Below are 22,111 nucleotides of genomic sequence, written 5' to 3' on the forward strand. Positions count from 1 at the left end.
AAAAGTCGGATCGCCACCCCCGTGCGCGATATTCTGGCGGCATGACCCAGACCGCACCTTTTGCCGCCCCATTTGCCGCCTTCGCCCCCGCCGTTCGCCAGCCCACCGAGCTGCGCCGCGCCATCACCGAAGCCTATCGCCGTGACGAGGCCGAATGCATGGCCCCGCTGCTGGCTGCGGCGACGCTGCCCGACGCTACCCGCGCCGCCGTTCGCGCGACCGCGAGCAACCTCGTCACCACGCTGCGCGCCAACCACAAGGGCACCGGCGTCGAGGGGCTGGTGCAGGAATATTCGCTGTCGAGCGAGGAAGGCGTCGCGCTGATGTGTCTGGCCGAAGCGCTGCTGCGCATCCCGGACGATGCCACCCGCGACGCGCTGATCCGTGACAAGATCGCCGGCGGCGACTGGGGCGCGCACCTTGGCAACGGCAAGTCGCTGTTCGTCAATGCCGCCACCTGGGGCCTTGTGGTCACCGGCAAGCTGGTCGGTTCCGTTGACGACAAGGGCCTTGGCGCTGCACTGACGCGCCTTGTCGCGCGCGCTGGCGAGCCGGTGATCCGTCGCGGTGTCGACATGGCGATGCGCCTGATGGGCGAGCAGTTCGTCACGGGCGAGACCATCGACGAAGCGGTGAAGCGCGCTCGCGAACTGGAAGAGAAGGGCTTCCGCTACAGCTACGACATGCTGGGCGAAGCGGCGACTACGGCGGCCGACGCCGACCGCTACAACACCGATTACGTCAACGCGATCCACGCCATCGGCAAGGCCAGCGCCGGTCGCGGCGTCTATGGCGGCCCCGGCATCTCGATCAAGCTCTCCGCGCTCCACCCGCGCTACAGCCGTGCGCAGGCGGGCCGCGTGATGGACGAACTGCTGCCGCGCGTGAAGGCGCTGGCGGTGATCGCCAAGGGCTACGACATCGGCCTCAACATCGATGCCGAGGAAGCGGACCGCCTCGAACTCTCGCTCGACCTGCTGGAGAGTCTGGCGCTCGATCCCGATCTGGCGGGCTGGGATGGCCTGGGCTTCGTGGTGCAGGCCTATGGCAAGCGCTGCCCCTATGTGCTGGACTGGATCATCGACCTCGCCCGCCGCGCCGGCCGCCGCATGATGGTGCGTCTGGTCAAGGGCGCCTACTGGGATGCCGAGATCAAGCGCGCGCAGGTCGATGGCCTGGCCGACTTCCCGGTGTTCACCCGCAAGGTCCACACGGACGTGTCCTACGTCGCTTGCGCGCAGAAGCTGCTGGCGGCGCCGGATGCGGTGTTCCCGCAGTTCGCCACCCACAACGCGCAGTCGCTGGCGACGATCTACCACCTTGCCGGGCCGGACTTCGCCATCGGCAAGTACGAATTCCAGTGCCTGCACGGCATGGGCGAGCCGCTCTATTCGCAGGTCGTCGGCAAGGACAATCTCGACCGTCCCTGTCGCATCTACGCACCGGTGGGCACGCATGAGACGCTGCTGGCCTACCTCGTGCGCCGCCTGCTGGAGAACGGTGCCAACTCCTCGTTCGTGAACCGCATTGCCGATCCGGCGGTGCCGGTGGACGAGATGGTCGCCGATCCGGTCGACGTCGTCCGCGCCATGCCGCACCCGGGCGCGCGCCATAGCGAGATCGCGGTTTCGGGGGACCTCTACGCTGGCCGTCGCAACTCGGCGGGCATCGATCTGGCTGACGAGACTGCGCTGACCGCGTTGACCGAAGCGCTTCAGGCCTCGGTCGCGCGCGACTGGTTCGCCATGCCCGCCAATGCGCAGGGCAAAGTGCGCGAAGTGCTGAACCCCGCCGACCAACGCGACGTGGTGGGCAAGGTGATGGAAGTGGCCCCGGAAGCCGCCGCCGTCATGGTCGCGCGCGCGGCGATCAGCCGCTGGGGCGGCACGCCGGTGGCCGAACGCGCCGCGATGCTCGATGCCGCAGCCGACATGATGCAGGCGCGGATCGGCGAACTGATGGGCCTCGTGATCCGCGAAGCCGGCAAGTCCGCCGCCAACGCCATTGCCGAAGTGCGTGAGGCGATCGACTTCCTGCGTTACTACGCGCAGCAGGCCCGCGCGACGTTCGGTGCGGAGCAGGTTCCACTCGGCCCGGTGGTCTGCATCAGCCCGTGGAACTTCCCGATGGCGATCTTCGCCGGGCAGGTCGCTGCCGCGCTGGTCGCGGGCAATACCGTGCTGGCCAAGCCTGCCGAAGAGACCCCGCTGATCGCTGCCGAGGCCGTGCGCATCCTGCACGAAGCGGGCGTGCCGGCCGATGCACTTCAGCTCGTTCCCGGTGACGGCAAGGTTGGCGCCGCACTGGTGGCCGCGCCGCAAGTGGCGGCCGTGATGTTCACCGGCTCCACCGAAGTCGCCCGCCTGATCCAGAAGCAGCTTGCGGGCCGCACGTCTGCCGATGGCCGCGCCATTCCGCTGATTGCCGAGACCGGCGGCCAGAACGCGATGATCGTCGATTCCTCGGCACTGGCAGAGCAAGTGGTGGCGGACGTCATCGCATCGGCCTTCGACTCTGCCGGCCAGCGCTGCTCGGCCCTGCGCGTGCTGTGCCTTCAGGAAGACGTGGCTGACCGCACCTTGAAGATGCTGAAGGGCGCGCTGGCTGAGCTCACCGTGGGCAATACCCAGACTTTGGCGACCGACATCGGCCCGGTCATCACCGCAGAGGCGCAGGGCAACATCGCCGCGCATGTGGAGACGATGAAGGCGCGCGGCTGCAAGGTGGAGCAGGTGGCGATCCCCGCCGACTGCGCATCGGGCACCTTCGTCGCGCCCACCATCGTCGAGATCGACAGCATTTCGCAGCTCGGCCGCGAGGTGTTTGGCCCCGTGCTCCACGTCGTCCGCTTCCGCCGCGACGATCTGCCGGGCCTGATCGATGCGATCAACGGCACCGGTTATGGCCTGACGTTCGGCCTCCACACCCGCCTAGACGCCACGGTCGAGCGCGTGACCTCGGCGGTGAAGGCGGGCAACCTCTACGTCAACCGCAACACCATCGGCGCGGTGGTGGGCGTGCAGCCGTTCGGCGGACGCGGGCTTTCGGGCACCGGGCCCAAGGCCGGCGGGCCGCTCTACCTCGGCCGTTTGGCCACCAAGGCACCCGAAGTGCTGGGCGCGGCCAAACCGGGTTCGGCGCTGGTTGAACCCTTCGCGGCCTGGCTGGAAAGCGTGGGCGAGGCGAGCGCGGCTGCCGAGGCGCGCAAGATCGGCGCGGCTTCGGCGCTGGGCATGGAAACCGAACTGACCGGCCCGGTGGGTGAGCGCAATCTCTACGCGCTCCATCCGCGCGGCCGCGTGCTGCTGCGCCCGGCGACCCGCGCCGGCCTGTTCGCGCAGATGGCCGCCGTCCTCGCCACCGGCAACACCGCCGCTGTCGAAGGGATGGACGTGCCGGGCGGCCTGCCTGCCGAGATCGAGGCGCGCTTCCACCCCGTAGCGGGCGAGCCCTTCGCCGCCTGCCTTGTCGAAGGTGATGCGGATGCGGTTCGCGCCGCGTGCGAGGCGGTGGCCGGTCTGCCGGGCCCGATCGTGCCCGTGCACGTCAGCGCCGGCCCCAATGGTGCGTGGCTGCTGGAAGAGGTTTCCACCTCGATCAACACCACTGCGGCGGGCGGCAATGCCAGCCTGATGATGATCGGCTGATGCGCTTCCCGCGCTGATCCATCGTTCGCTGCGACTCGGGCGGGCCGTTCCCTTCGTGGGGGCGGCCCGCTGTCGTTTTGCGCAAGGCGGCAGTCCGGTTGACACAGTTGACACGGTCTAGGGAAAATCACCCAGGCGTCACCTTGCGACGGCCGCGAAGGGCAAGCCGCTGATCCCGCGCGCAATTCGAGTCGAGGTGCCCTGCATGGCGCAAGAGTTTCAAATCGCACGCTAGTAGGAAAACGAAACACGCCGGAAACAGTCGCCGCATCCCGCCTGAGGCCCGACTCGTCCGCTTTCCGGCAACTCCTCAAGCCGGGCGTTCTTCACATCTTTGAGACCAGCCGTCACAGGTGTAGGATATCAGGTGGAGTAACACCCATGGGCAGGATGATCGTAGAGGCTGCCACGAGCATCGACGGGTACTGGAGCGATGCCGATGGCGTAACGGTCGGTGACGCACGGCGCGCCGCGATGGTGGCGCGGCTGGCCGATGCCTGCGGTGCGGTGGTGATGAGCGCCCATGCCTTCGCGGCGGGGGGCGATCCCGACTGGTATGCGGACAACTATATGCTTCAGGTGCCGATCTTCGTCGTCACCGATCATGCGCCGGTTCCCGCCCCGCGGGAGAATGCGCGGCTGCATTTCCACTTCCGGGCCGATTTCGCTTCCGCCCTGGCCGCCGCCCAGAAAGCGGCGGGCGAGAAAGCGGTGCTGGTGATCGGCGGGGCAAGGACGGTCAGCGCCGCGCTCAGCACCGGCAAGGCGGACGAGATCTGGCTGCGCGTCATGTCCCGCGCGCTGGGCAAGGGCGCGCCGCTGTTCGATCCGGACATGCCCTTCGAGGACTATTTCGTGTCCGAGATGGAGAACACGCCGAGCGCCGTGCACATGCGGCTGGAGCGGCGGCATCCGGTGTAGCTGGAGTGAGCGGCGCCGGGTAGCTTGGTGGCGGAGCCGAGCCGGCTGGGGCTGCAAAGAACGGTCCGTTCCTAGGGCAAGCCCCAGCAACACACTCTTCGTCGCCCCCGCTATCTTTCCGCCAAGCTCGCAAGAACAAGCGGGATCCCCGCCTTCACGGGGATGACGGGGTTACCGGTGGGTGACGCCTGCTGTCCGCGAGGGACTGCGTATCCGTCCGCCCCTTACGCGCAGGCCGGAACCGCCTGCAGCTCAACCCCGCGCTTGTGATGCGCCAGGGTCAGCAGGAATACCGCCAGACCGCCCAGCGAGAGCGCGGCGCCGATCCAGCCGGTGGAGGTCAGCCCCCAGCCGGCAGAGATGGCAAGGCCGCCCAGCCACGGGCCCAGTGCGTTGGCGAAGTTGAAGGCACTGTGGTGCGCGGCGGCGGCCAGGGCCTGCGCCTCGCCCGCAACGTCCATCAGGCGCGTCTGCAGGATCGTGCCGAGGCCGCCGGAGAAGCCCACCATCAGGATCACCGGAATCAGCGTCCAGATATTGCCCGCCGCGAAGGGGAACAGCGCCAGCGAAAATGCGCTGAACAGCAGCGCGCCGATCGCCGCGCGGCTCTGCGCGCGGTCCGCCGCCCAGGCCCAGAACAGGTTGCCCACGGTCATGCCCACGCCGAACACCGCCAACACTACGGGAACCAGCCCTTCCGAAACCTTGGTCACTTCGATCATGGTCGAGGCGACGTAGGTGTAGACCGCGAAGAGGCCGCCGAAACCGATGGCGCCGGTCAGCAGCGTCAGCAGCACTTGCGGGCGGCGCAGCGCGCTCAGTTCACGCGCGGCGCTGGCGCCTTCCGAGGGCGGCTGGTGCGGCGCGAACAGCGCGACGGAGGCCATGGTCATCAGCGCCAGCACCGAAACCACCGCAAAGCCCGCGCGCCAGCCCAATGCCTGCCCCAGCCAGTTGGCGGCCGGAACGCCGATGATCGTGGCGACCGTCAGCCCGGACATCACCATCGCCACCGCCTGCGCACGGCGGTTCTCCGGCACCATGGACGCCGCCACCAGCGCCGCGACGCCGAAGTAGGCGCCGTGCGGCAGGCCGGACAGGAAGCGGAACAGGATCAGCAGCGGATAGGTAGGGGCCATCGCCGAAAGCCCGTTACCCAGCGCGAACATGGCCATCAGCCCGATCAGCAGCGCCCGCCGGCCCAGTTTCGCCGCCAGCACCGCGATCACCGGCGCGCCTACGAAAACGCCCAGCGCATAGGCGCTGATCGCGTGGCCCGCTTCCGGTTCGGTCAGGTGAAGATCGCGGGCGAAATAGGGCACAAGGCTCATCGCCGCGAATTCGGTGGTGCCGATCGCGAAGGCACCCATCGCCAGCGCTAGGGTGACGAGGGCAGGGTGGGTGTGTTTCTGGTTGGTCATGTTGCACTGCAATATTGGGGGCATCTGGCACTTAGTACACCCCGGCGCAAAGCCAAGGCGTACGCTGGTGCGTTTTTTGCAGGCGCGAATTCGCATGGCGCAACTTGCCGACATCGATGTCGGTCAGTTCAGGGCGCCCGTGACTGCGTTTTAACTTCGAATAAGTGGATTGGGCGTATTCATTGGCGCGGGGACGACACATGCGTCGTGAAGGGAAACAGGCCTTGCGCCACGAAGCACCGATGGTGGAACGCGCCGCCGGGCCCGAAGGGTCCGCGTCGGAAAGGCGTGTCCGCAGTCGGTTCGGGCGAATTTCCGACGAGATAGCCGAAAGCGATTGGCGCGATCTGGAGGCGCAGGCGCGATTGCCCTCTCAGATGCTGGCGTTCCACCGCGCGCTGGCCGACACGATGCTGGCGGGCCGGGTTCGGCGCTTCGCGGCGGTGCGGGATAAGGGGCGCGTCCTCGCGCTGCTGCCGCTGTGCCGGCGCAAGGGATGGCTGGGGCGCTGGCACGCAGCGGGGGAGCGGCAGGTCTACGAGCCCGTCGATGCGCTGTGCCGCGACGATGCGGCGGCCGCTGCCTTGGCGGGCGATCTGGCAAAGCTGCGCCGGCCCTTGCGGCTGGAGCGGGTACCGGCGGATTCGCCGCTCGTCCGCGCCTTGCACACGGCGATGAAAGGGCGGGGCCTGCTGGTCGTCCGCGCCGCCACCGGCTGCCCTACCATTGCCATCGAACCCGGCGCCACCGATCCCGAGGCGCGCTTCAATTCCGGCCGCCGTTCCGACTTTCGCCGCGCTCGCCGCCGGGCGGAGGCGGAAGGGCCGGTGACGTTCGAGATGCACGCCCCCTGCCGTGACGAATTCGACGCGCTGTTCGACGAAGCGGTGGAGATCGAGCGGCGCGGCTGGAAGGGCGAAGTCGGCTCCGCGCTAGGGTGTGATCCGGTCAAAGCCGCGTTCTTCCGCGATTTTCTGGGCCGGGCGAGCAGCGAAGGGGCTTGCCGCATCGCCTTCATGCGGATCGGCGGCAAGGCGGTGGCGATGCAACTCGCGGTCGAGTTCCAGCGGCGCTACTGGCTGTTCAAGATCGGTTTCGACACGGCCTTCTCACGCATGTCGCCTGGCAACCTGCTGATGCTCCACGCGCTTGCGGACGCCACCGGGCGCGGGCTGCTGGGCATCGAACTGCTCGGCGAAGTGGAGCCGTGGATTATGGATGTATGGACCCGCGAGGCGATGGCCTGCCTGCGGATTCAGACTTATCCGTTCAACCTCCACGGCTTGGCCGCGCTGGTGGTGGAGGCGGGCAACTGGCTGTGGCAGCGACGACCGGGAAAAGCGGGTCAGGCATGAGCGCCGGGGCATGAGTGCAGGCATCGGCACACGGGTGCGCGTGGCGCTCTCACGCGCGGTGGAGGCTGTGGCTCCGGCGCCTGACGCAGAGGCCGCGGCGCGGGCTGCACATGCCCTTCACAAGCACGGAACGGCGGCGACGCTCAGCTACTTCCCGGCGTGGGATGGAGAGCCGCCCGCGATTCTTGCAGCGTGCGAGGCGCTGTCGCGTGCTTTGGCCGGGGCCGTGCCGGGCACATGCCTGGCGATCAAGGCTTCTCCGCTGCATTTCGACAAGGGCCTGCTGCGCGCCGTTGCCGGGCCCGCCTTTGCGGCGGGAATGACCGTGGTGTTCGATGCGCTGACCCATGCGCAGGCGGGCCAGACGCTCGATCTCGTCACCTGGCTGGCGGCGGAATACGGCGCCAGCGGCACCGCGCTTCCCGCGCGCTGGCGGCGCAGCAGGGGCGATGCGGATCGCCTGCGGGATGCCCCGGTGCGCGTCCGACTGGTCAAGGGCGAGTGGGCCGATCCGGGAGGCGATGCGGGAGATTCGGCAACGGCCTTCCTCGATCTCGCGCATTCGCTGGCGGGAAGGGCGGCGCCGGTCGGCGTCGCTACCCACGATCCGGCATTGGCGCGGGCGGCGCTGGAGATCCTGAAGACTTCCGGCACGCCCTGCGAACTGGAGCAGCTACGCGGCCTCCCCATGCGCCGCGGCGCGCGCGCGGCGGCGGAACTGGGCGTGCCGATGCGGCTCTACTGGCCCTTCGGCCCGGGCTGGTGGCCCTATGCCGCCGAAAAGCTGATAGAGCGGCCCTACCTACCGAAGTGGTGGTTGGCGGATCGGTTCGGTTGAAGCTTAGATCGGTTTATCGCATTTTCCGAGTCATCAGGTGATTCGCCTGATTAGAAAATGCTCTAGCAAACCACCACGCGGACGAAGCGCGCGATCGTGTCTCCGGCATTGGCATAGGAGAATTGCTGGGCGCTGCTGTAGATCGCGAAGTCCTGCGCGGGCACGATCACTGCGCCGTCTTCCTTGTCGATCCGCAGGCGGCCTTCGGAAACGAAGATCATCTCATACCAGCCCTGCGGATCGGGTTCGGCCACGTAGCTGTCCCCCACTGCAAGCGACCATGACCATAGCTGCGCCGATGCCCCTGCCGGCACGCTCCCCAGCAGGGTGGAGACGCTGGCCGCATCGGCGCCGCGCCACATCAGCGCGTCGATGCGTTGCGCGCTGCTCGCCGGGTCGGAGACCATCGCCACGAAGTCCACCCCCAGCGCCCATGCCAGCCTGTCCAGGCTGGAGAGGCTGATATTGGTGTCCCCGCCTTCCAGGTTCACGATCATCCGGCGGCTGACGCCGGAGGCCTTGGCCAGCGCGTCCTGGCTGAGCCCCGCCGCAAGGCGAAGCCGTTTGAGGTTGCTGGATACATGCGCCAGCACATCGCCGCGCACGCCTTGACTGCGCACTATATTGCTCATAGATGCGCATTATGTTGCACATCTCTCCCCGGCGCAAAGGCTTTCTCAGCCCTCAGGAACTGGCTCTGATCGGCATTACGGTGCTGTGGGGCGGGACTTTCCTGATCGTTCACGAGGCCATGCGGCATAGCGGCCCGCTGTTCTTCGTGGGCTTGCGCTTCCTGGTGGCGGGCGGGTTGAGCCTCTTGCTGTTCCGCAAGGCGATGATCGGGCTGACTCGCAAGGAAGTTGCGGCGGGCTCGGCGATCGGCGTGACCATCTTTCTGGGCTATGCCTTGCAGACCTACGGGTTGCAGACCGTCAACAGCAGCACCTCCGCCTTCCTGACGGCGCTCTACGTGCCGATGGTGCCGCTGCTGCAATGGCTGGTGCTGCGGCGTCGGCCACGGCCGATGACGTGGCTGGGCATCGGCTTGGCCTTTGCCGGGCTGGTCTGCCTTGCCGGGCCGGAATCGCTGAGCGTCGGCCTTGGTCGCGGGGAAGTGGCGACGCTGGTGAGCGCGCTTGCGATTGCGGCGGAGATCCTGCTGATCGGCCGCTTCGCCACCGAAGTGGACACCACGCGCGTTACCGTGGTGCAGCTTCTGGCGGCTGGCGTGCTGTCTTTCGCCGCGATGCCGGTGGTGGGTGAGCAGGTTCCGGCGTTCTCATGGATATGGCTTGCGGCGGGCGTGGGGCTGGGCGTTGCCAGCGCCATGATCCAGCTGACGATGAACTGGGCGCAGAAGTCCGTCTCCCCGGCGCGGGCGACGATCATCTACGCGGGGGAACCGGTGTGGGGCGGCGTGGTCGGCCGCATCGCGGGCGATCGCCTGCCGGCACTGGCGCTGCTGGGCGCGGTGCTGATCGTGGCTGGCGTGATCGTCAGCGAATTGAAGCTGCCGAAGGCCGGCACCAAGCGAGAGCGGGCAGCGAACGCCGCGTAGCGGAAGTTCGCCGTTCGGCGGCCTTCCGCAGCGTAATTCTCACAGGTCCAGATCGAATTCCGGCGCGTTCTTTTCTGTGCGTTCCACCGGCAGGGCGACGTGGATGCCGCATTCGGTCTTGTCCCAACCGCGCCAGCGGCCCGAGCGGGGATCTTCGCCTGCCGCAACCTTGCTGGTGCAGGGCATGCAGCCGATCGACGGATAGCCCTGCGCCACCAGCGGGTGCGGGGGCAGGTCGTGCTCGGCGATATAGGCGTTAAGACGCTCCGGGTTCCAGTCGATCAACGGGTTGATCTTCAGGCGGCCTTGCGCATCGCTGGTGTCGATCTCGAACCGGGGCAGGGTGGCGCGGGCCGAGTTCTGGAACGCCTTGCGGCCGGTGAAAGAGGCGTCGTAGTTCAGCAGCGCCTTTTCCAGCGGCTTCACCTTGCGGATCTCGCAGCAGCCGTCTGGGTCGTAGGACCAGCGCAGCCCGCTTTCGTCCTTCTTCGCCAGTTCATCGGCATCGGGAACGAGGTTGATCAGGTTGGTAAGGCCGAGACGCTCGACCAGCAGGTCGCGATAGCCGAGCGTTTCGGGAAAGTGCTTGCCGGTGTCGAGGAACAGCACCGGCACCGAGGGATCGACCGAGGCGATCAGGTGCAGCAGCACTGCCGATTCCGCACCGAAGCTGGACACGATCGCGATATCGCCCGCCATGCCTTCGCGCAGCACCGTTTCGAGCATTTCGTTCGTGTCGGTGCCGCGAAACAGGCGGTTCAGGCGCACGGCATCGGCCTCGTCGAAACGAGGGCCGGTGTCGATCAGATCGCGGATACGAGTCACTTCGGTACGGGTCATCGGGTGGTCCCTTATGACGGCAGTTTTCCGGTCGTTTTGGCGGAAATCAGCCGTGGCGCTTGGCCCAGATCGCCTGGCGGCCATCCACGGCGGTGGCCTGGTAGACGTTCTCCCAACGGTCGAACGCGTTCTTGGCGTCCTGCTCGTTGAGGGCACGGTCCGGCGCGAAAGCGTCGAAGCCGCAGCGGCGCATGTGCGAAAGCATGTCGATCACCAGATCGCCCACCGCGCGCATCTCGCCCTGGTAGCCGGCTTCGCGAAGCAGGCGGGCGGACGAGTAGCCGCGCCCGTCGGTCCACGCGGGGAAGCTGACTTCCACCAGCGAAAGGCGCTCCAGATGCGGCAGCAGATCGCGCGCGTCGTCGCCCGGCTCGATGCGGACGGCGGTGGAATTGGTCTGTTCGCCGAAGGAATCGACGGTCACCGCCGGATCGTTCACCGCTTCGTCTTCACGGAAGCGGAACTGCACATCAACCATAGATCGCTTCCTTGAACGGGGCCATGCCGATACGGCGATAGGTGTCGAGGAAGCGTTCCTCGCCCTGCTTGTTGGCGAGATAGACCTCGGTGGCCTTTTCGATGGCATCGACCACGCCGTCCTCGGTGAAGCCGGGGCCGGTGATCTGGCCGAGCGAGGTGTCCGCACCTTCGCTGCCGCCAAGCAGGAGCTGGTAGTTTTCCAGACCCTTCTTGTCGACGCCGAGGATGCCGATGTGGCCCGCGTGGTGGTGGCCGCAGGCATTGATGCAGCCGGAGATCTTCAGCTTCAGCTCGCCGATCTCGGCCTGACGCTCGGCGCTGCCGAAGCGTTCGGAGATCTTCTGGGCCACCGGGATCGAGCGGGCATTGGCCAGCGCGCAATAGTCCAGGCCCGGGCAGGCGATGATGTCGCCCACGGTGTCCAGATTGGCGGTGGCCAGGCCCGCTTCGTCCAGCGCCTGCCACACGGTGTAGAGGTCTGCCTTCTTCACGTGCGGGAAGACGATGTTCTGGGCGTGGGTGACGCGCAGTTCGTCGAAGCTGTAGTCCTTGGCCAGCTGCGCCATCAGGCGGATCTGGTCGGCGGTGGCATCACCGGGGATGCCGCCCACGGGCTTCAGCGAAACCGTGGCGATCACGTAGCCCGCCTGCTTGTGGGCATGCGTGTTGCGCTCCACCCAAAGGCGGAAGTCGGGATCGGTCAGGTCCAGTTCGTCCGAAATGCCGGCTTCGAAGCCGGGATCGACGAAGTGGGTCTTGATGCGTTCCAGTTCGGCCAGCGGCGGCTCGATCGGCTGGGTCAGCAGGTGCGCGAACTCTTCCTCCACCTGGCGGACGTATTCGTCGCGGCCCAGTTCGTGGACGAGGATCTTGATGCGTGCCTTGTACTTGTTGTCGCGGCGGCCATAGCGGTTGTAGACGCGCAGGCACGCTTCCGAGAACGTGATCAGCTGGTCCAGCGGCACGAAGTCGCGGATCAGCGGGGCGATCATCGGGGTGCGGCCCATGCCGCCACCGGCGTAGAACTGGGCGCCGATCTCGCCGGCGTCGTTACGCACCATCTTGATGCCGATGTCGTGCAGGCGCATTGCTGCGCGGTCGGTTTCGGACGCGATGACGGCGATCTTGAACTTGCGCGGCAGCACCAGGAATTCCGGGTGGAAGCTGGACCACTGGCGCAGCAGCTCCGCATAGGGGCGCGGATCGACGATTTCCTCGGCTGCGGCGCCGGCGAACTGGTCCGAACTGATGTTGCGGATGCAGTTGCCGCTGGTCTGGATGGCATGCATCTCCACCTTGGCGAGTTCGGCCAGGATGTCGGGCGTGTCTTCCAGCTTGATCCAGTTGTACTGGATGTTCTGGCGCGTGGTGAAGTGGCCGTAGCCGCGGTCGTACTTGTCCGCGATATCGCCCAGCAGCGTCATCTGCGCGGAATTCAGCGTGCCATAGGGCACCGCGACGCGCAGCATGTAGGCGTGGAGCTGGAGGTAGAGGCCGTTCTGCAGGCGCAGCGGCTTGAACTGGTCCTCGGTCAGGTCGCCGGCAAGGCGGCGGCGGACCTGGTCACGGAATTCCGCGACGCGCGTGTCGACCATCTGCTGGTCGTATTCGTCGTACTTGTACATCAGATCACCCAGTCTGCGGCTGCGGGGTCGGACGGCTTCAGCGTCAGGTCGAGGCGGACGGTCGGCCCAAGGGCGCGGATACGCTCCTTGATGTGGGCCGGGCGGACGCCTTCTTCGGTCTTCGCGCCATCGACGATATAGGCGCCGACGACATTGCGAGCCCCTTCCTCACGCGCGGCAAGGGCGGCGCCATGCTCGCCCACGTCGGCGGAATCGTTGACATCCAGCGACCAGCTTACGCCGGTCCACCAGATGACCGCCCCGGTCTTGAGGTCGTTGCCCGTCAGGATCTTCACTGTTGTACTGCCTCCAGCGCTGTTGCGCTTACGATGGTATCGGGCTGCGCGGTGACAGCGCCGATGACGATGAGCGCGGGGCTGGCCACCCGTTCCCGCTCAACAAGGTCTGCAAGGCCGGCAAGCGACGCGCGCAGTACGCGCATGTCGCCACGCGTGGCCTTTTCGATCACCGCGACGGGAACGTCGGGCGTCAGGCCGTCCGCAATCAGCTTTTCGGTGATCTGGGCGGCGGTCGCAAGGCCCATGAAGATCACCAGGGTGCGGCCCTTGCCGGCAAGGCCGGACCAGTCCTGGTCGGTCAGGCCCTTGCACTGGCCGGCCACGAAGCTGACGATCGAGGCATGGTCGCGGTGCGTCAGCGGGATCTGCGCGGCGGCGGCAGCGCCCAGCGCGGACGAGATGCCGGGCACCACCTCCACCGGCACGCCGGCGGCATGGCAGGCCTCAGCCTCTTCGCCGCCGCGGCCGAACACGAAGGGATCGCCGCCCTTCAGTCGCACGACGTCGTTACCGGCCAGCGCCTCACGCACGAGGAGGGCGTTGATCTCTTCCTGCTTCATGGTGTGGCGCGAACGGGCCTTGGCCACCGAGATCAGCCGCGCGGTGGGGCGCGCCATGGCCAGGATCGCGGGATCGACCAGCCCGTCATGCACGATCAGCGCGGCGTTCATCACCAGCCGCGCGGCGCGCAGGGTCAGCAGATCCGGATCGCCGGGGCCGGCGCCGACCAGGAACACGCGTCCGATAGAGGCGGGATTCGTTTGCATGGTGCGGCACATGATACCGCAGACCGGTGGATACCAGCCAGAATGGCTTTGCAGGGGGCAAGGGGGGCTTTAGGGGATGCCTGTTCCGCCTTTCGGGAATCCCTCAAGTCGTCGCAAATCCGGGCGGCGACGCCCGGCGTTTCGTTGAATCTGCCATAAAGGAAATAGGGTGCCGGGCGGATCGGTGCGTCGCGAGAAAAGAATTGCCGCCCGGTTTGGATGAAAGCGGAAACGCAATTCGGACCGGCAAGTGATTCTCGTTCAAGCTATCGGCTTGAAATTGGCGGATAATTCGGGTGGCTGCCTCGGCAAGTCTTTGATGGGTCAAGGCAATTTAGAGTTATGGTGAATATGCATTAATAATAAATCGGAATGAGCGCGGCAGATAATTGTCAATTGCACTTAAAATGATCTGGCGCAGATCTGGCGCAAGTGATCGCAAGAAGCTGTCTGCGCTTACCTGTTCTGTCTACAAGTGAACTGTGGGTTCTTGTGCTGAAAATGGCAGGTAGATGGGGTGGGTAAGTGGTCAGCCGTATCCGGCTAGCATTAGTCGGTGCGCTAACCAAATCTTAACCCAGGGAGGGGACCTTTGCGCCTCCTGGAGATTGCACAATGCCCATTGAGGCACATTTCGAAGTTAACCCCGCAGCTGCCGCCTACGGCAGCGACCGCATGCGCGCCCCCCGTCGCAAGCTGATGCTCGAAACCCAAGGGTCGAGTGCGGCAGGTACGGAAATGCCCGTATTGGTTCACAATTTCTCCGAAACGGGACTGCTGCTGGAAAGCACGGCGACGCTGTCGATCGATGAAACGATCGAGCTGGACCTGCCCGAAGCGGGGGCAACCCCGGCGCGGGTGATCTGGGCCAGCGGCAACCTATATGGTTGCGCGTTCGACCGGGTGTTGCCGCGTTCGGCCTTGAGCGCCGCGCAGCTTCGCAGTGCGGTCCAGCCCGGTATCGAGGTTGGCGGGCACAGTCCGGCGAACGGTTCGGCGCCGGGTTCCAGTTATGGCTTCGGTCAGGCTGCGGGCACGGGCAATGCGCCGGCTGCGATCGGCGGCGAAAGCCTGGGTGAGCGCCTGCACCGGCTGCGCAAGGAGCGTGGGCTGACGCAGGGCGAACTGGCCGCACGGCTGGGCGTCAGCAAGCCGACCGTCTGGGCATGGGAACAGGGCCGCGCCCGTCCGATCGAGGATCGCCTTGAGGCTATCGCCCGCGAGCTGGGTGTAGCCACCTCCGAACTGCGCCCCGGGCGCACGGTGGCCGGGTTGCCCGAACTCATCGCCCGCTGCCGTGAGCAGATCGCCGCCGCCGTCGAAACGACACCGGACAAGATCAAGATCATGATCGAGTTGTGATCGTGTTGCGACTCGGTCTGGTGCGTTTTCCGAGAATCGTCTTTGCGACTCGGTGCTCCGATGGTAAATATAGCAATAACAATTACTTAAGACAAAGCAGGTTAGGTAACAGGGCTAACTTGTTTTGTGTTTGAGCCGTTGTTAAGGTCGCATTTGGGGGCGTTCGATTGCCGGTGCCGTCTACTCATTTTCATGGGTGCGCGTCTGCTAACGGACCCGCTCGGGTGACTGCTTGTTCCTTGGGATCTTTCGATGATCCATCGGTACTGGGGCACTAAGAGCATGGGAATGGAATTCACATTCCGGGAATCTTGCACGCTGTATGGTCTTCTGGCGGAGACCACGTCGGACATCATCCTCAAGACCGATCTGAGCGGCGTGATCGTTCATGCCTCGCCGGCGATCGAACGGCTGGGCGTGCGGATCGCGTCGTCGCCCCGCTTGCTCGATCTCGTGTCCGAAAGCGCCCGCGCTGCCGTGGCGAGCGAACTGGAAGCGGCGCTCGCGGGGCAGGAAGCGGGGCGCTGGGTGGAGTTTCCCGCCGTCTCGACCGATGAGCGCGATACCTGGTTTGAATTGCAGGCGCGAACGCTGCGCGATGAGCAGGGCGCGGTTTACGGCGCGCTGGCGGTGATGCGCAGCATCGATGAGAAGCGCGTGCTGAAAGACCAGCTTTTCGCCGCGACCTACACCGATCCGCTGACCCGGCTGACCAATCGTGCCGCCTTCATCTCGATGCTGGAACACATGGTCGATGCCGAGATGGACGGCTGCCTGGCGATGTTCTCGATCGACTTCTTTCGCACCATCAATATGAAGTACGGTCAGCACACCGGCGACGATGTGCTGCGTGTCTTCGCCGATCTGCTGCGCGAAATGCTGCGGAGCGACGACCTGATTTCGCGTATCGGGTCCGAGCGGTTTGCCGTTTTGCTGCCGCGTACCAGTCCTTCGCAGGCACAGGCGATATGCAGCCGCGTGGTGGCGACTTTGGCGGATTTGCGTCAGACCGTGGGCGAAAGCCGCATGGCGATCACCGCCAGCGGCAGTGTCGCCCAGATCGCGGAAAGCCTGGACAGCACGATCGAGCGTGCCGAACTGGCGTTGTTCTCGGCCAAGGCCAAGGGCCGCAACCGTCTGGAAATGGAGAAGCCACGCCGCGTGGCGGCGTGACCTCTTCCAACCGACTTCAAGCTGCCTTCATGGCCTCCAAGGCCTGTTCGATATCCGCGATCAGGTCGCCTGCGTCCTCAAGCCCGATCGAGAAGCGCACGCCGTGGCGGTCTTCGGGGTTCGGCGCTTCGGGCGGCCAGGGCATGATAGAGCGGTAGCCGGCCGGGGCGATGGGGATGCAGAGGCTTTCGAAGCCGCCCCACGAATAGCCGATCCCGAACAACTTCAGCGTATCGACGAAGCGATTGCGCTGGGCCATCGTCACGTCCTTGAACACCACGCTCATTAGCCCGCTGCCGCCGGTGAAATCGCGCAGCCACAGGTTGTGTCCGGGAGCATCGGGCAGCATCGGGCAGAGCACTTGGGCGACTTCCGGCCGGTCCTGCAGGTATTCGGCGATCTTCAGCGCCGTCTCCGTGCCCTGCTTCAATCGCACGCCCAGCGTCCGCAGCCCGCGCAGCGCCAGCGCGGCATCGTCGGGCGAGACGATATTGCCCAGTTGCTGCGCGCGGTTGCGCAGCTTTTCGTAGAGTTCCGCCCCGGCGCTGGCAGAGCCCATCATCAGGTCCGAATGGCCGCCGACATGCTTGGTCAGCGCCATGACCACCACGTCCGCGCCCTTGGGCAGCCCCTGGAAGCCCAGCGGGCTCGCCCAGGTATTGTCCAGCACCGAGATCGCGCCCTTTTCGCGGGCGATGCGCGTCAGCGCGGGCACGTCGCAGACTTCCATCGACAGGCTGCCGGGCACTTCCAGCATCACTGCGCGGGTGCGTTCGGTGAACAGCGCTTCGTAGGCGGGCAGGTCCAGCGGATCGAAGAACTTGGTGGTCACGCCGAAGTCGGTCAGCAGGCCAAGCCCCATCGACCGGGTGGGGTCATAGGCATTGTCGGTGATCAGCAGTTCGTCGCCGGGGCGCAGCAGCGTGAGCATGACGCCGACAATGGCGGCCACGCCCGAAGGATAGATCACCGTGCCGGCCGCGCCGGGCTCCAACTGGGTGAGGGCATCGCACAGCGCCCATTGCGTCGGCGCGCCCCGACGGCCGTAGAAGAAGCGGCCGTCCTCATTATGACGCGGCCCTTCGGCCAGCGCGGCGGTGTTCTCGTAAAGATGCGTGCTGGCGCGCCAGACCGGCGGATTGACCACCGCGCCGGTCCAGTCCTTCCGGCGCCCCCCGGCGACGAGCTTGGTGGCGGGGGACAGGTCTTCGATATTTTCGAAATCGCTCAAGGGAATCTCCGGAATTGGGAGCGGTTTGAAAATGCCTGAAAGGCATTTTCGGAGCGGCACCGGCCCACTCCCCCACCCGACCTCCCATCAGGATACACTCGTGGGAGGTCGGGTGGGGGAGTGGGCTGGTGCCGCAAAATCCGCCCGCGGCGGATTTTCAAACCGACGCTGCGGGCGACCCTAGACTTGCGATCGAGAGCGGTCGAGAGGGTGCGTTACTCCGCCGCTTGCGGAACATGCGGGCCGCTGTGAGAGCGGGCGCCGTCGATTTCGCGGGCATGGATCGGCGCATGGTCGCGCGGGCCGGTGTCGATGCGGACCGGTGCCAGGCCTGCGCCTTCACCCGGTAGGCCGAGCGAGAACACGCGGCGCTCGATCGAACCGTCGGGCAGGGCCAGGAACAGGCGCAGCAGAGGCACGAACAGCATGGCATTGCCCTGACGCACCGGGCGGATGGCGTTGAGCGGAAGCTGGATTTCCCCCTTCACCTCGCGCGTTTCGCCGGGGCCAAGCGGATCGAAGCGGTGGCGCGGCGGAACCGAAGCCGGATCGGGTGCAAGCTGCTCTGCCTGCGAGAGTGAGGCGTGGGCGGAAATCATGTCGGCGGCGATCGCTGCGCCTTCGGGCAGACCTTCCGCCGGCGCGGTCAGCGTCATGCGATAGACCAGCGTGGCGTAGACCAGCGACTGGCGCATCAGCACGGGTTCGAACGTCACTTCCGCCCGCTCGATTGCGACCGGGGCGGGGCGGGGGCTGACGATTGCAGATACCAGCGGCTTGGGCGGCGGCGGGGCCGCAGGCGTTGCGCGCTGGGGCGGAACCGTTGCGATGGCGGGAGCAGGGGCCGGTACGGGCGAAGGCGCCGGCGCAACTGTCGGGGCCACCGGCTGCGCGGCCTCGGCAGTGTCGTCCTCTTCCTCGGGCTCCGGTTCCAGCCCGGCTTCGGCCCAGGCCGTGGCGGGCGCGGCGCGGCGGCGGAGCAGGGCGAAGACGCCCAATCCGGCCAGCAGCAGCGCGACCGGGATCGCCAGCCACCATTCGGGCCAATGGCTGGCCGGAGCGGCGGGGGGCGTCTCCACCGGGGCAGCAGGCGTGGTGGTCTGCTCGCCGACTGGCGGGGCTGAGGGAGGGGGCGAGGGCAGGGGCGCCTGCAAGGTGGGTTGCTGCGCCGGGCTGGCCACGGGTGAGGGCGGTGCCGCCGATGTGGCAGCCTCACGCGCCGGCGTCTGGGCCTGCGCCGGTGCTCGCGCCGGAGCTTGCGTCGCCGTTTGTGCTGGGGCGACCGTGGGGCGAGCCGCAGGAGCGGTTGTTGCCGGCGCCTTTTCGGGCGCCTTCACGGCCGGCGCCTTCACCGTCGGAGGCGGTGCGGCGGGCAGGGTCACTTGCGGGCTGGGCGTATCGTCCGGCGCGCTGCTGGGCCGTGCGACGACCGGGTTCTGCGCATCCACGGGACCGGGTGCCCGCTGTGCCTTCGTGGCGTCGGCACCGGGTTGCAGGCTCCAGCTCGCCTGCGCGAGTGCCGGCACCGCCATGCCTGCGCCGCCCGCGACGATCAGGGCGCCCGCCAGCGCCGTGGTTGCAGAAAGAAAACATGTCTTGATCATATTGCCCCGCATCATCCCTCAGCGCGGAAAGCGGGCACGCGCTGAACCTTGTCTTAATATAGGTCGCCGCCGCGACGAATTGAAAGGGGTCATAGCCGAAAGACCTCCGCGCTTGAAGCCGGGCAACGTTCGAAGGCCGGGGCTTGAAGGCCGGGCAAAGCTTGAAGGAAGCGGGCAGGGCACTTATCAAGGCGAGCATGACCGATACTCCCATTTCCCCCCTGCACCTTGGCCAGAACGTGCCGCTGCCCACTTCGCCCGAAGAGGCAGTGCTGGATTACGTTCCCAATCCCCGTCAGGGCAGCCTCTATCTGGTGCGCTTCGCCGCGCCCGAATTCACCTCGCTCTGCCCGGTTACCGGCCAGCCCGATTTCGCGCATCTGGTGATCGACTATGCGCCGGAAGCCACCATCGTCGAATCGAAGAGCCTGAAGCTGTTCCTGGGCTCGTTCCGCAACCACAACGGGTTTCACGAGGACGTCACCGTCGGCATCGGCCAGCGCCTGTTCGACGAGATGAAGCCCCGCTGGCTGCGCATCGGCGGCTACTGGTATCCGCGCGGCGGCATTCCCATCGACGTGTTCTGGCAGTCCGGCGCGGCGCCGGAAGGCCTGTGGGTGCCCGATCAGGGCGTGCCGGGCTACCGCGGCCGGGGTTGATCTGTGGACGCTCCTCCCCTTGCAGGGGAGGTGGCAGCACGAAGTGCTGACGGAGGAGTGTAACCGGTTCGGTTATGCACCACAGAGAGGCTGACACCCCTCCACCACCCTTCGGGCGGTCCCCCTCCCCTTGCAGGGGAGGAACTGGGGCGCCAATGCGAAACGAGGGCGCCGGAACCCGGCGCCCTCGTATCCCCGATCTTTCCCTCCAGTCGGCCTTGGTGGCCGATTCCCCGGAAGTCCGCGCCGGGTGACGTTGTCCTGGCTCCTCTCCAAGGGGCCTCAACGGGCGGCGACGCGCCCGTTCAATCGGTTGAGATCGACAGGACGCGTGCCCAGCGCCGCTAGCTGGCGCGAGGTCAGGCATTGCGCCTGCACGGTGGGCGCGTCCGCGCTCAGCGCCGCTTCCGAACCCAGCGCATCTTCCAGCCGCGCGGCGCAAGCCTCGCGGGTCTGATAGGTCTGGATGGGAGTGCTCAGGCGCTGGCAGGCGGTGCCGTCGTCGCTGCAGCCAAACAGGGCAAGGGCGATGAGGGTCACGCTCACGTCTATCTCCTTTCAGCCGATACAACGGGCGAAATGCCGGAAATATCCCGCCAAGTAGCGAAAAAAGACTCATTTTCAGGGCTGGAACCGCTGGCCGTCCCAAGCGTAAAAGTCCGTTCATGGACCAGATCAAAGCCAAGCTCATCATCCGTCCCGCAACCGTATCCGATGCGCCCGCCATCGCCCGCCTGTCCACAAAGGTCTACGGCAAGGCGGACGGCTTCACCCGCGCCGAAATCCGGGGGCAGGTGATCAATTTCCCCGAAGGCCAGTTCGTCGCCGAATACGAAGGCAAGGTGGTGGGCCACTGCGCGACGATGATCGTCACCGCCGATCAGGCGTTCCGCCCGCATACCTGGGAAGAGATCAGCAACGGCGGCTATGGCCGCCCGCCGGCGGACGATGGCGATGTGCTCTACGGCTTCGAGGTCTGCGTCGATCCCGACTATCGCCGTCTGCGCATCGGCCAGCGCCTCTATCGCAAGCGCAAGGAAGTCTGCCAGTATTTCGAACTGAAGGGCATCGCCTTTGCCGGCCGCATGCCCGGCTATTCGCGCCGCAAGCGCCAGTACCCGAACCCGGCGGACTATCTGGAGGCGGTGAAGAACAAGAAGGTTCGCGATACCGTCATCCAGTTCCAGATGAACGAGGGCTACGAACCGCGCGGGATCCTGCCGGACTATATCCCGAACGACAAGGAAAGCGGCGGCAACGCCGTGATCATGTACTGGACCAACCCGCTGGCCCCGCGCGACACCGGCAAGGCGATTCCGGGCTTCAAGGAACGCGTCCCCTCCAGCGTGCGCGTGGCCACCGTGCAGTTCATGATGCGCAAGATCGAGACGATCGACCAGTTCGAGGAACAGGTGGAATACTGGATCGATGTCGCCTCCGATTACGAGAGCGACTTCGTGGTGTTCCCCGAACTGTTCACGCTGGAACTGCTCTCGATCGAGGAGACCAAGCTGGAGCCGGCGCAGGCGATCGAGAAGATCGCGGACTATACCGGACGTTTCGTCGAATTCATGCAGCGCATGGCGGTCAGCTACAACATCAACGTGATCGGCGGTTCGCACCCCACGCGCGTGAAGCTGCGCGGTGGCAAGAGCGAGATCCGCAACATTGCCTACACCTTCCTGCGCGACGGTGCCGTGCATGAGACGCAGAAGCTGCACCCCACCCCTTCGGAGCGGAAGTGGTGGAACATCAAGGGTGGCTATGGCGCCAACGTGATCCCCACCGATTGCGGGCCGATCGGCGTCATGATCTGTTACGACAGCGAGTTTCCGGAGCTTTCGCGCCACCTCGTCAACCAAGGCGCGCTGATGCTGTTCGTGCCGTTCTGCACCGACGAGCGGCGCGGGTTCCTGCGCGTGCGCTATTGCTGCCAGGCCCGCGCGGTGGAGAATCAGTGCTACGTCGTCACCTCCGGCGTGGTGGGCAACCTGCCGAACGTGGAGAACATGGACGTGCACTATGCCGAAAGCGCGATCCTGACGCCTTCGGACTTCCCCTTCGCGCGCGACGGCGTGGCGGCGGACACCGCGCCGAACACGGAGACGATCGCGATTGCCGATCTCAGCCTGGATGCGCTGCTGACCGCGCGCCAGTCCGGCGCGGTGCAGAACCTGAAGGATCGCCGGTTCGACCTCTATCGCGTGGAGTGGACCCAGCAGGCGGGGTGACGTTCCGCAGCCGGGGCGACAATGCGCCCGCGCGGGTCATGACCGCAATATTCGGCACATATTTCTCACCATTGCCGGGGCTTGGGGCACCCGTGCTATT

19 protein-coding genes are annotated in these 22,111 nt (G+C 66.3%); 9 read left to right on the plus strand and 10 right to left on the minus strand.

The features are described 5' to 3' along the window. Window positions 1-41 precede the first annotated feature (41 nt). Window positions 42-3,647 carry a trifunctional transcriptional regulator/proline dehydrogenase/L-glutamate gamma-semialdehyde dehydrogenase gene (putA, locus tag WBP07_RS01560; protein ID WP_395393799.1) on the plus strand — a complete coding sequence of 1,202 codons (3,606 nt, stop codon included), beginning with the start codon at window positions 42-44 and terminating at the stop codon, window positions 3,645-3,647. A gap of 381 nt (window positions 3,648-4,028) precedes the next feature. Beyond that, window positions 4,029-4,568, plus strand: coding sequence for a dihydrofolate reductase family protein (locus WBP07_RS01565; RefSeq protein WP_395393800.1), 540 nt, complete (start codon window positions 4,029-4,031; stop codon window positions 4,566-4,568). A gap of 224 nt (window positions 4,569-4,792) precedes the next feature. Here WBP07_RS01565 and WBP07_RS01570 read toward each other — a convergent pair whose 3' ends face one another. Continuing rightward, on the minus strand, window positions 4,793-5,989 hold the full coding sequence (locus tag WBP07_RS01570; protein WP_395393802.1) for an MFS transporter: 1,197 nt from the start codon (window positions 5,987-5,989) through the stop codon (window positions 4,793-4,795). 224 nt (window positions 5,990-6,213) lie between these two features. On the opposite strand from WBP07_RS01570, the gene WBP07_RS01575 reads away from it, so the two are divergent. Both WBP07_RS01575 and WBP07_RS01580 read left to right on the plus strand, forming a co-directional pair. Continuing rightward, entirely contained in the window at window positions 6,214-7,344 is a 1,131-nt protein-coding gene (locus tag WBP07_RS01575) for a GNAT family N-acetyltransferase (RefSeq protein WP_395393803.1), read from the plus strand. A 10-nt stretch (window positions 7,345-7,354) separates the two neighbouring features. Further along, entirely contained in the window at window positions 7,355-8,182 is an 828-nt protein-coding gene (locus WBP07_RS01580) for a proline dehydrogenase (protein ID WP_395393804.1), read from the plus strand. A gap of 62 nt (window positions 8,183-8,244) precedes the next feature. Here WBP07_RS01580 and WBP07_RS01585 read toward each other — a convergent pair whose 3' ends face one another. Next, window positions 8,245-8,814: a helix-turn-helix domain-containing protein gene (locus WBP07_RS01585; RefSeq protein WP_395393805.1), complete on the minus strand. Its 570-nt coding sequence runs from the start codon at window positions 8,812-8,814 to the stop codon at window positions 8,245-8,247. 2 nt (window positions 8,815-8,816) lie between these two features. On the opposite strand from WBP07_RS01585, the gene WBP07_RS01590 reads away from it, so the two are divergent. Next, on the plus strand, window positions 8,817-9,740 hold the full coding sequence (locus WBP07_RS01590) for a DMT family transporter (RefSeq protein ID WP_395393806.1): 924 nt from the start codon (window positions 8,817-8,819) through the stop codon (window positions 9,738-9,740). Between the two features lie 39 nt (window positions 9,741-9,779). On the opposite strand, the gene WBP07_RS01595 is transcribed toward WBP07_RS01590, so the two are convergent. The 5 genes from WBP07_RS01595 to cobA are packed head-to-tail and all read right to left on the minus strand — an operon-like array spanning window position 9,780 to window position 13,751. After that, the gene (locus tag WBP07_RS01595; protein ID WP_395393809.1) at window positions 9,780-10,580 is read right to left on the minus strand and encodes a phosphoadenylyl-sulfate reductase; all 801 of its coding nucleotides are present in this window, start codon (window positions 10,578-10,580) and stop codon (window positions 9,780-9,782) included. Between the two features lie 46 nt (window positions 10,581-10,626). Continuing rightward, window positions 10,627-11,058 carry a DUF934 domain-containing protein gene (locus WBP07_RS01600; RefSeq protein WP_395393810.1) on the minus strand — a complete coding sequence of 144 codons (432 nt, stop codon included), beginning with the start codon at window positions 11,056-11,058 and terminating at the stop codon, window positions 10,627-10,629. Then, window positions 11,051-12,685, minus strand: coding sequence for a nitrite/sulfite reductase (locus tag WBP07_RS01605; RefSeq protein WP_395393812.1), 1,635 nt, complete (start codon window positions 12,683-12,685; stop codon window positions 11,051-11,053). The genes WBP07_RS01600 and WBP07_RS01605 overlap by 8 nt, the downstream gene beginning before the upstream one ends. Continuing rightward, window positions 12,685-12,981, minus strand: coding sequence for a DUF2849 domain-containing protein (locus WBP07_RS01610; protein ID WP_395393814.1), 297 nt, complete (start codon window positions 12,979-12,981; stop codon window positions 12,685-12,687). Before WBP07_RS01610 ends, WBP07_RS01605 begins: the two co-directional genes overlap by 1 nt. Then, on the minus strand, window positions 12,978-13,751 hold the full coding sequence (cobA, locus tag WBP07_RS01615) for a uroporphyrinogen-III C-methyltransferase (RefSeq protein ID WP_395393815.1): 774 nt from the start codon (window positions 13,749-13,751) through the stop codon (window positions 12,978-12,980). Before cobA ends, WBP07_RS01610 begins: the two co-directional genes overlap by 4 nt. Before the next feature lie 615 nt (window positions 13,752-14,366). Between cobA and WBP07_RS01620 the strand changes: the two genes are divergently transcribed. Then, a complete protein-coding gene (locus WBP07_RS01620) occupies window positions 14,367-15,113 on the plus strand; it encodes a helix-turn-helix domain-containing protein (RefSeq protein ID WP_395393817.1) in 747 nt (248 codons plus the stop codon). A 288-nt stretch (window positions 15,114-15,401) separates the two neighbouring features. After that, window positions 15,402-16,286, plus strand: a complete 885-nt coding sequence (locus WBP07_RS01625; protein WP_395393819.1) for a GGDEF domain-containing protein — start codon at window positions 15,402-15,404, stop codon at window positions 16,284-16,286. 16 nt (window positions 16,287-16,302) lie between these two features. On the opposite strand, the gene metC is transcribed toward WBP07_RS01625, so the two are convergent. Then, on the minus strand, window positions 16,303-17,523 hold the full coding sequence (metC, locus tag WBP07_RS01630) for a cystathionine beta-lyase (RefSeq protein WP_395395694.1): 1,221 nt from the start codon (window positions 17,521-17,523) through the stop codon (window positions 16,303-16,305). A gap of 209 nt (window positions 17,524-17,732) precedes the next feature. Next, window positions 17,733-19,121 (minus strand): hypothetical protein, encoded by a 1,389-nt coding sequence (locus WBP07_RS01635; RefSeq protein WP_395393823.1) that lies wholly within the window; start codon window positions 19,119-19,121, stop codon window positions 17,733-17,735. 197 nt (window positions 19,122-19,318) lie between these two features. On the opposite strand from WBP07_RS01635, the gene queF reads away from it, so the two are divergent. Next, window positions 19,319-19,780, plus strand: a complete 462-nt coding sequence (queF, locus tag WBP07_RS01640; protein ID WP_395393825.1) for a preQ(1) synthase — start codon at window positions 19,319-19,321, stop codon at window positions 19,778-19,780. Window positions 19,781-20,062: 282 nt separating this feature from the next. Here the strand turns inward: queF and WBP07_RS01645 are convergent, their stop codons facing one another. Continuing rightward, a complete protein-coding gene (locus WBP07_RS01645) occupies window positions 20,063-20,326 on the minus strand; it encodes a hypothetical protein (RefSeq protein WP_395393826.1) in 264 nt (87 codons plus the stop codon). A 119-nt stretch (window positions 20,327-20,445) separates the two neighbouring features. Here WBP07_RS01645 and WBP07_RS01650 point away from each other — a divergent pair, with 119 nt between their 5' ends. Beyond that, window positions 20,446-22,011 carry a GNAT family N-acetyltransferase gene (locus tag WBP07_RS01650; RefSeq protein ID WP_395393827.1) on the plus strand — a complete coding sequence of 522 codons (1,566 nt, stop codon included), beginning with the start codon at window positions 20,446-20,448 and terminating at the stop codon, window positions 22,009-22,011. Window positions 22,012-22,111 lie beyond the last annotated feature (100 nt).

The sequence above is a fragment of the Novosphingobium oxfordense genome (genome assembly GCF_044029435.1).
In the GTDB taxonomy this organism is placed as follows: Bacteria; Pseudomonadota; Alphaproteobacteria; order Sphingomonadales; family Sphingomonadaceae; genus Novosphingobium.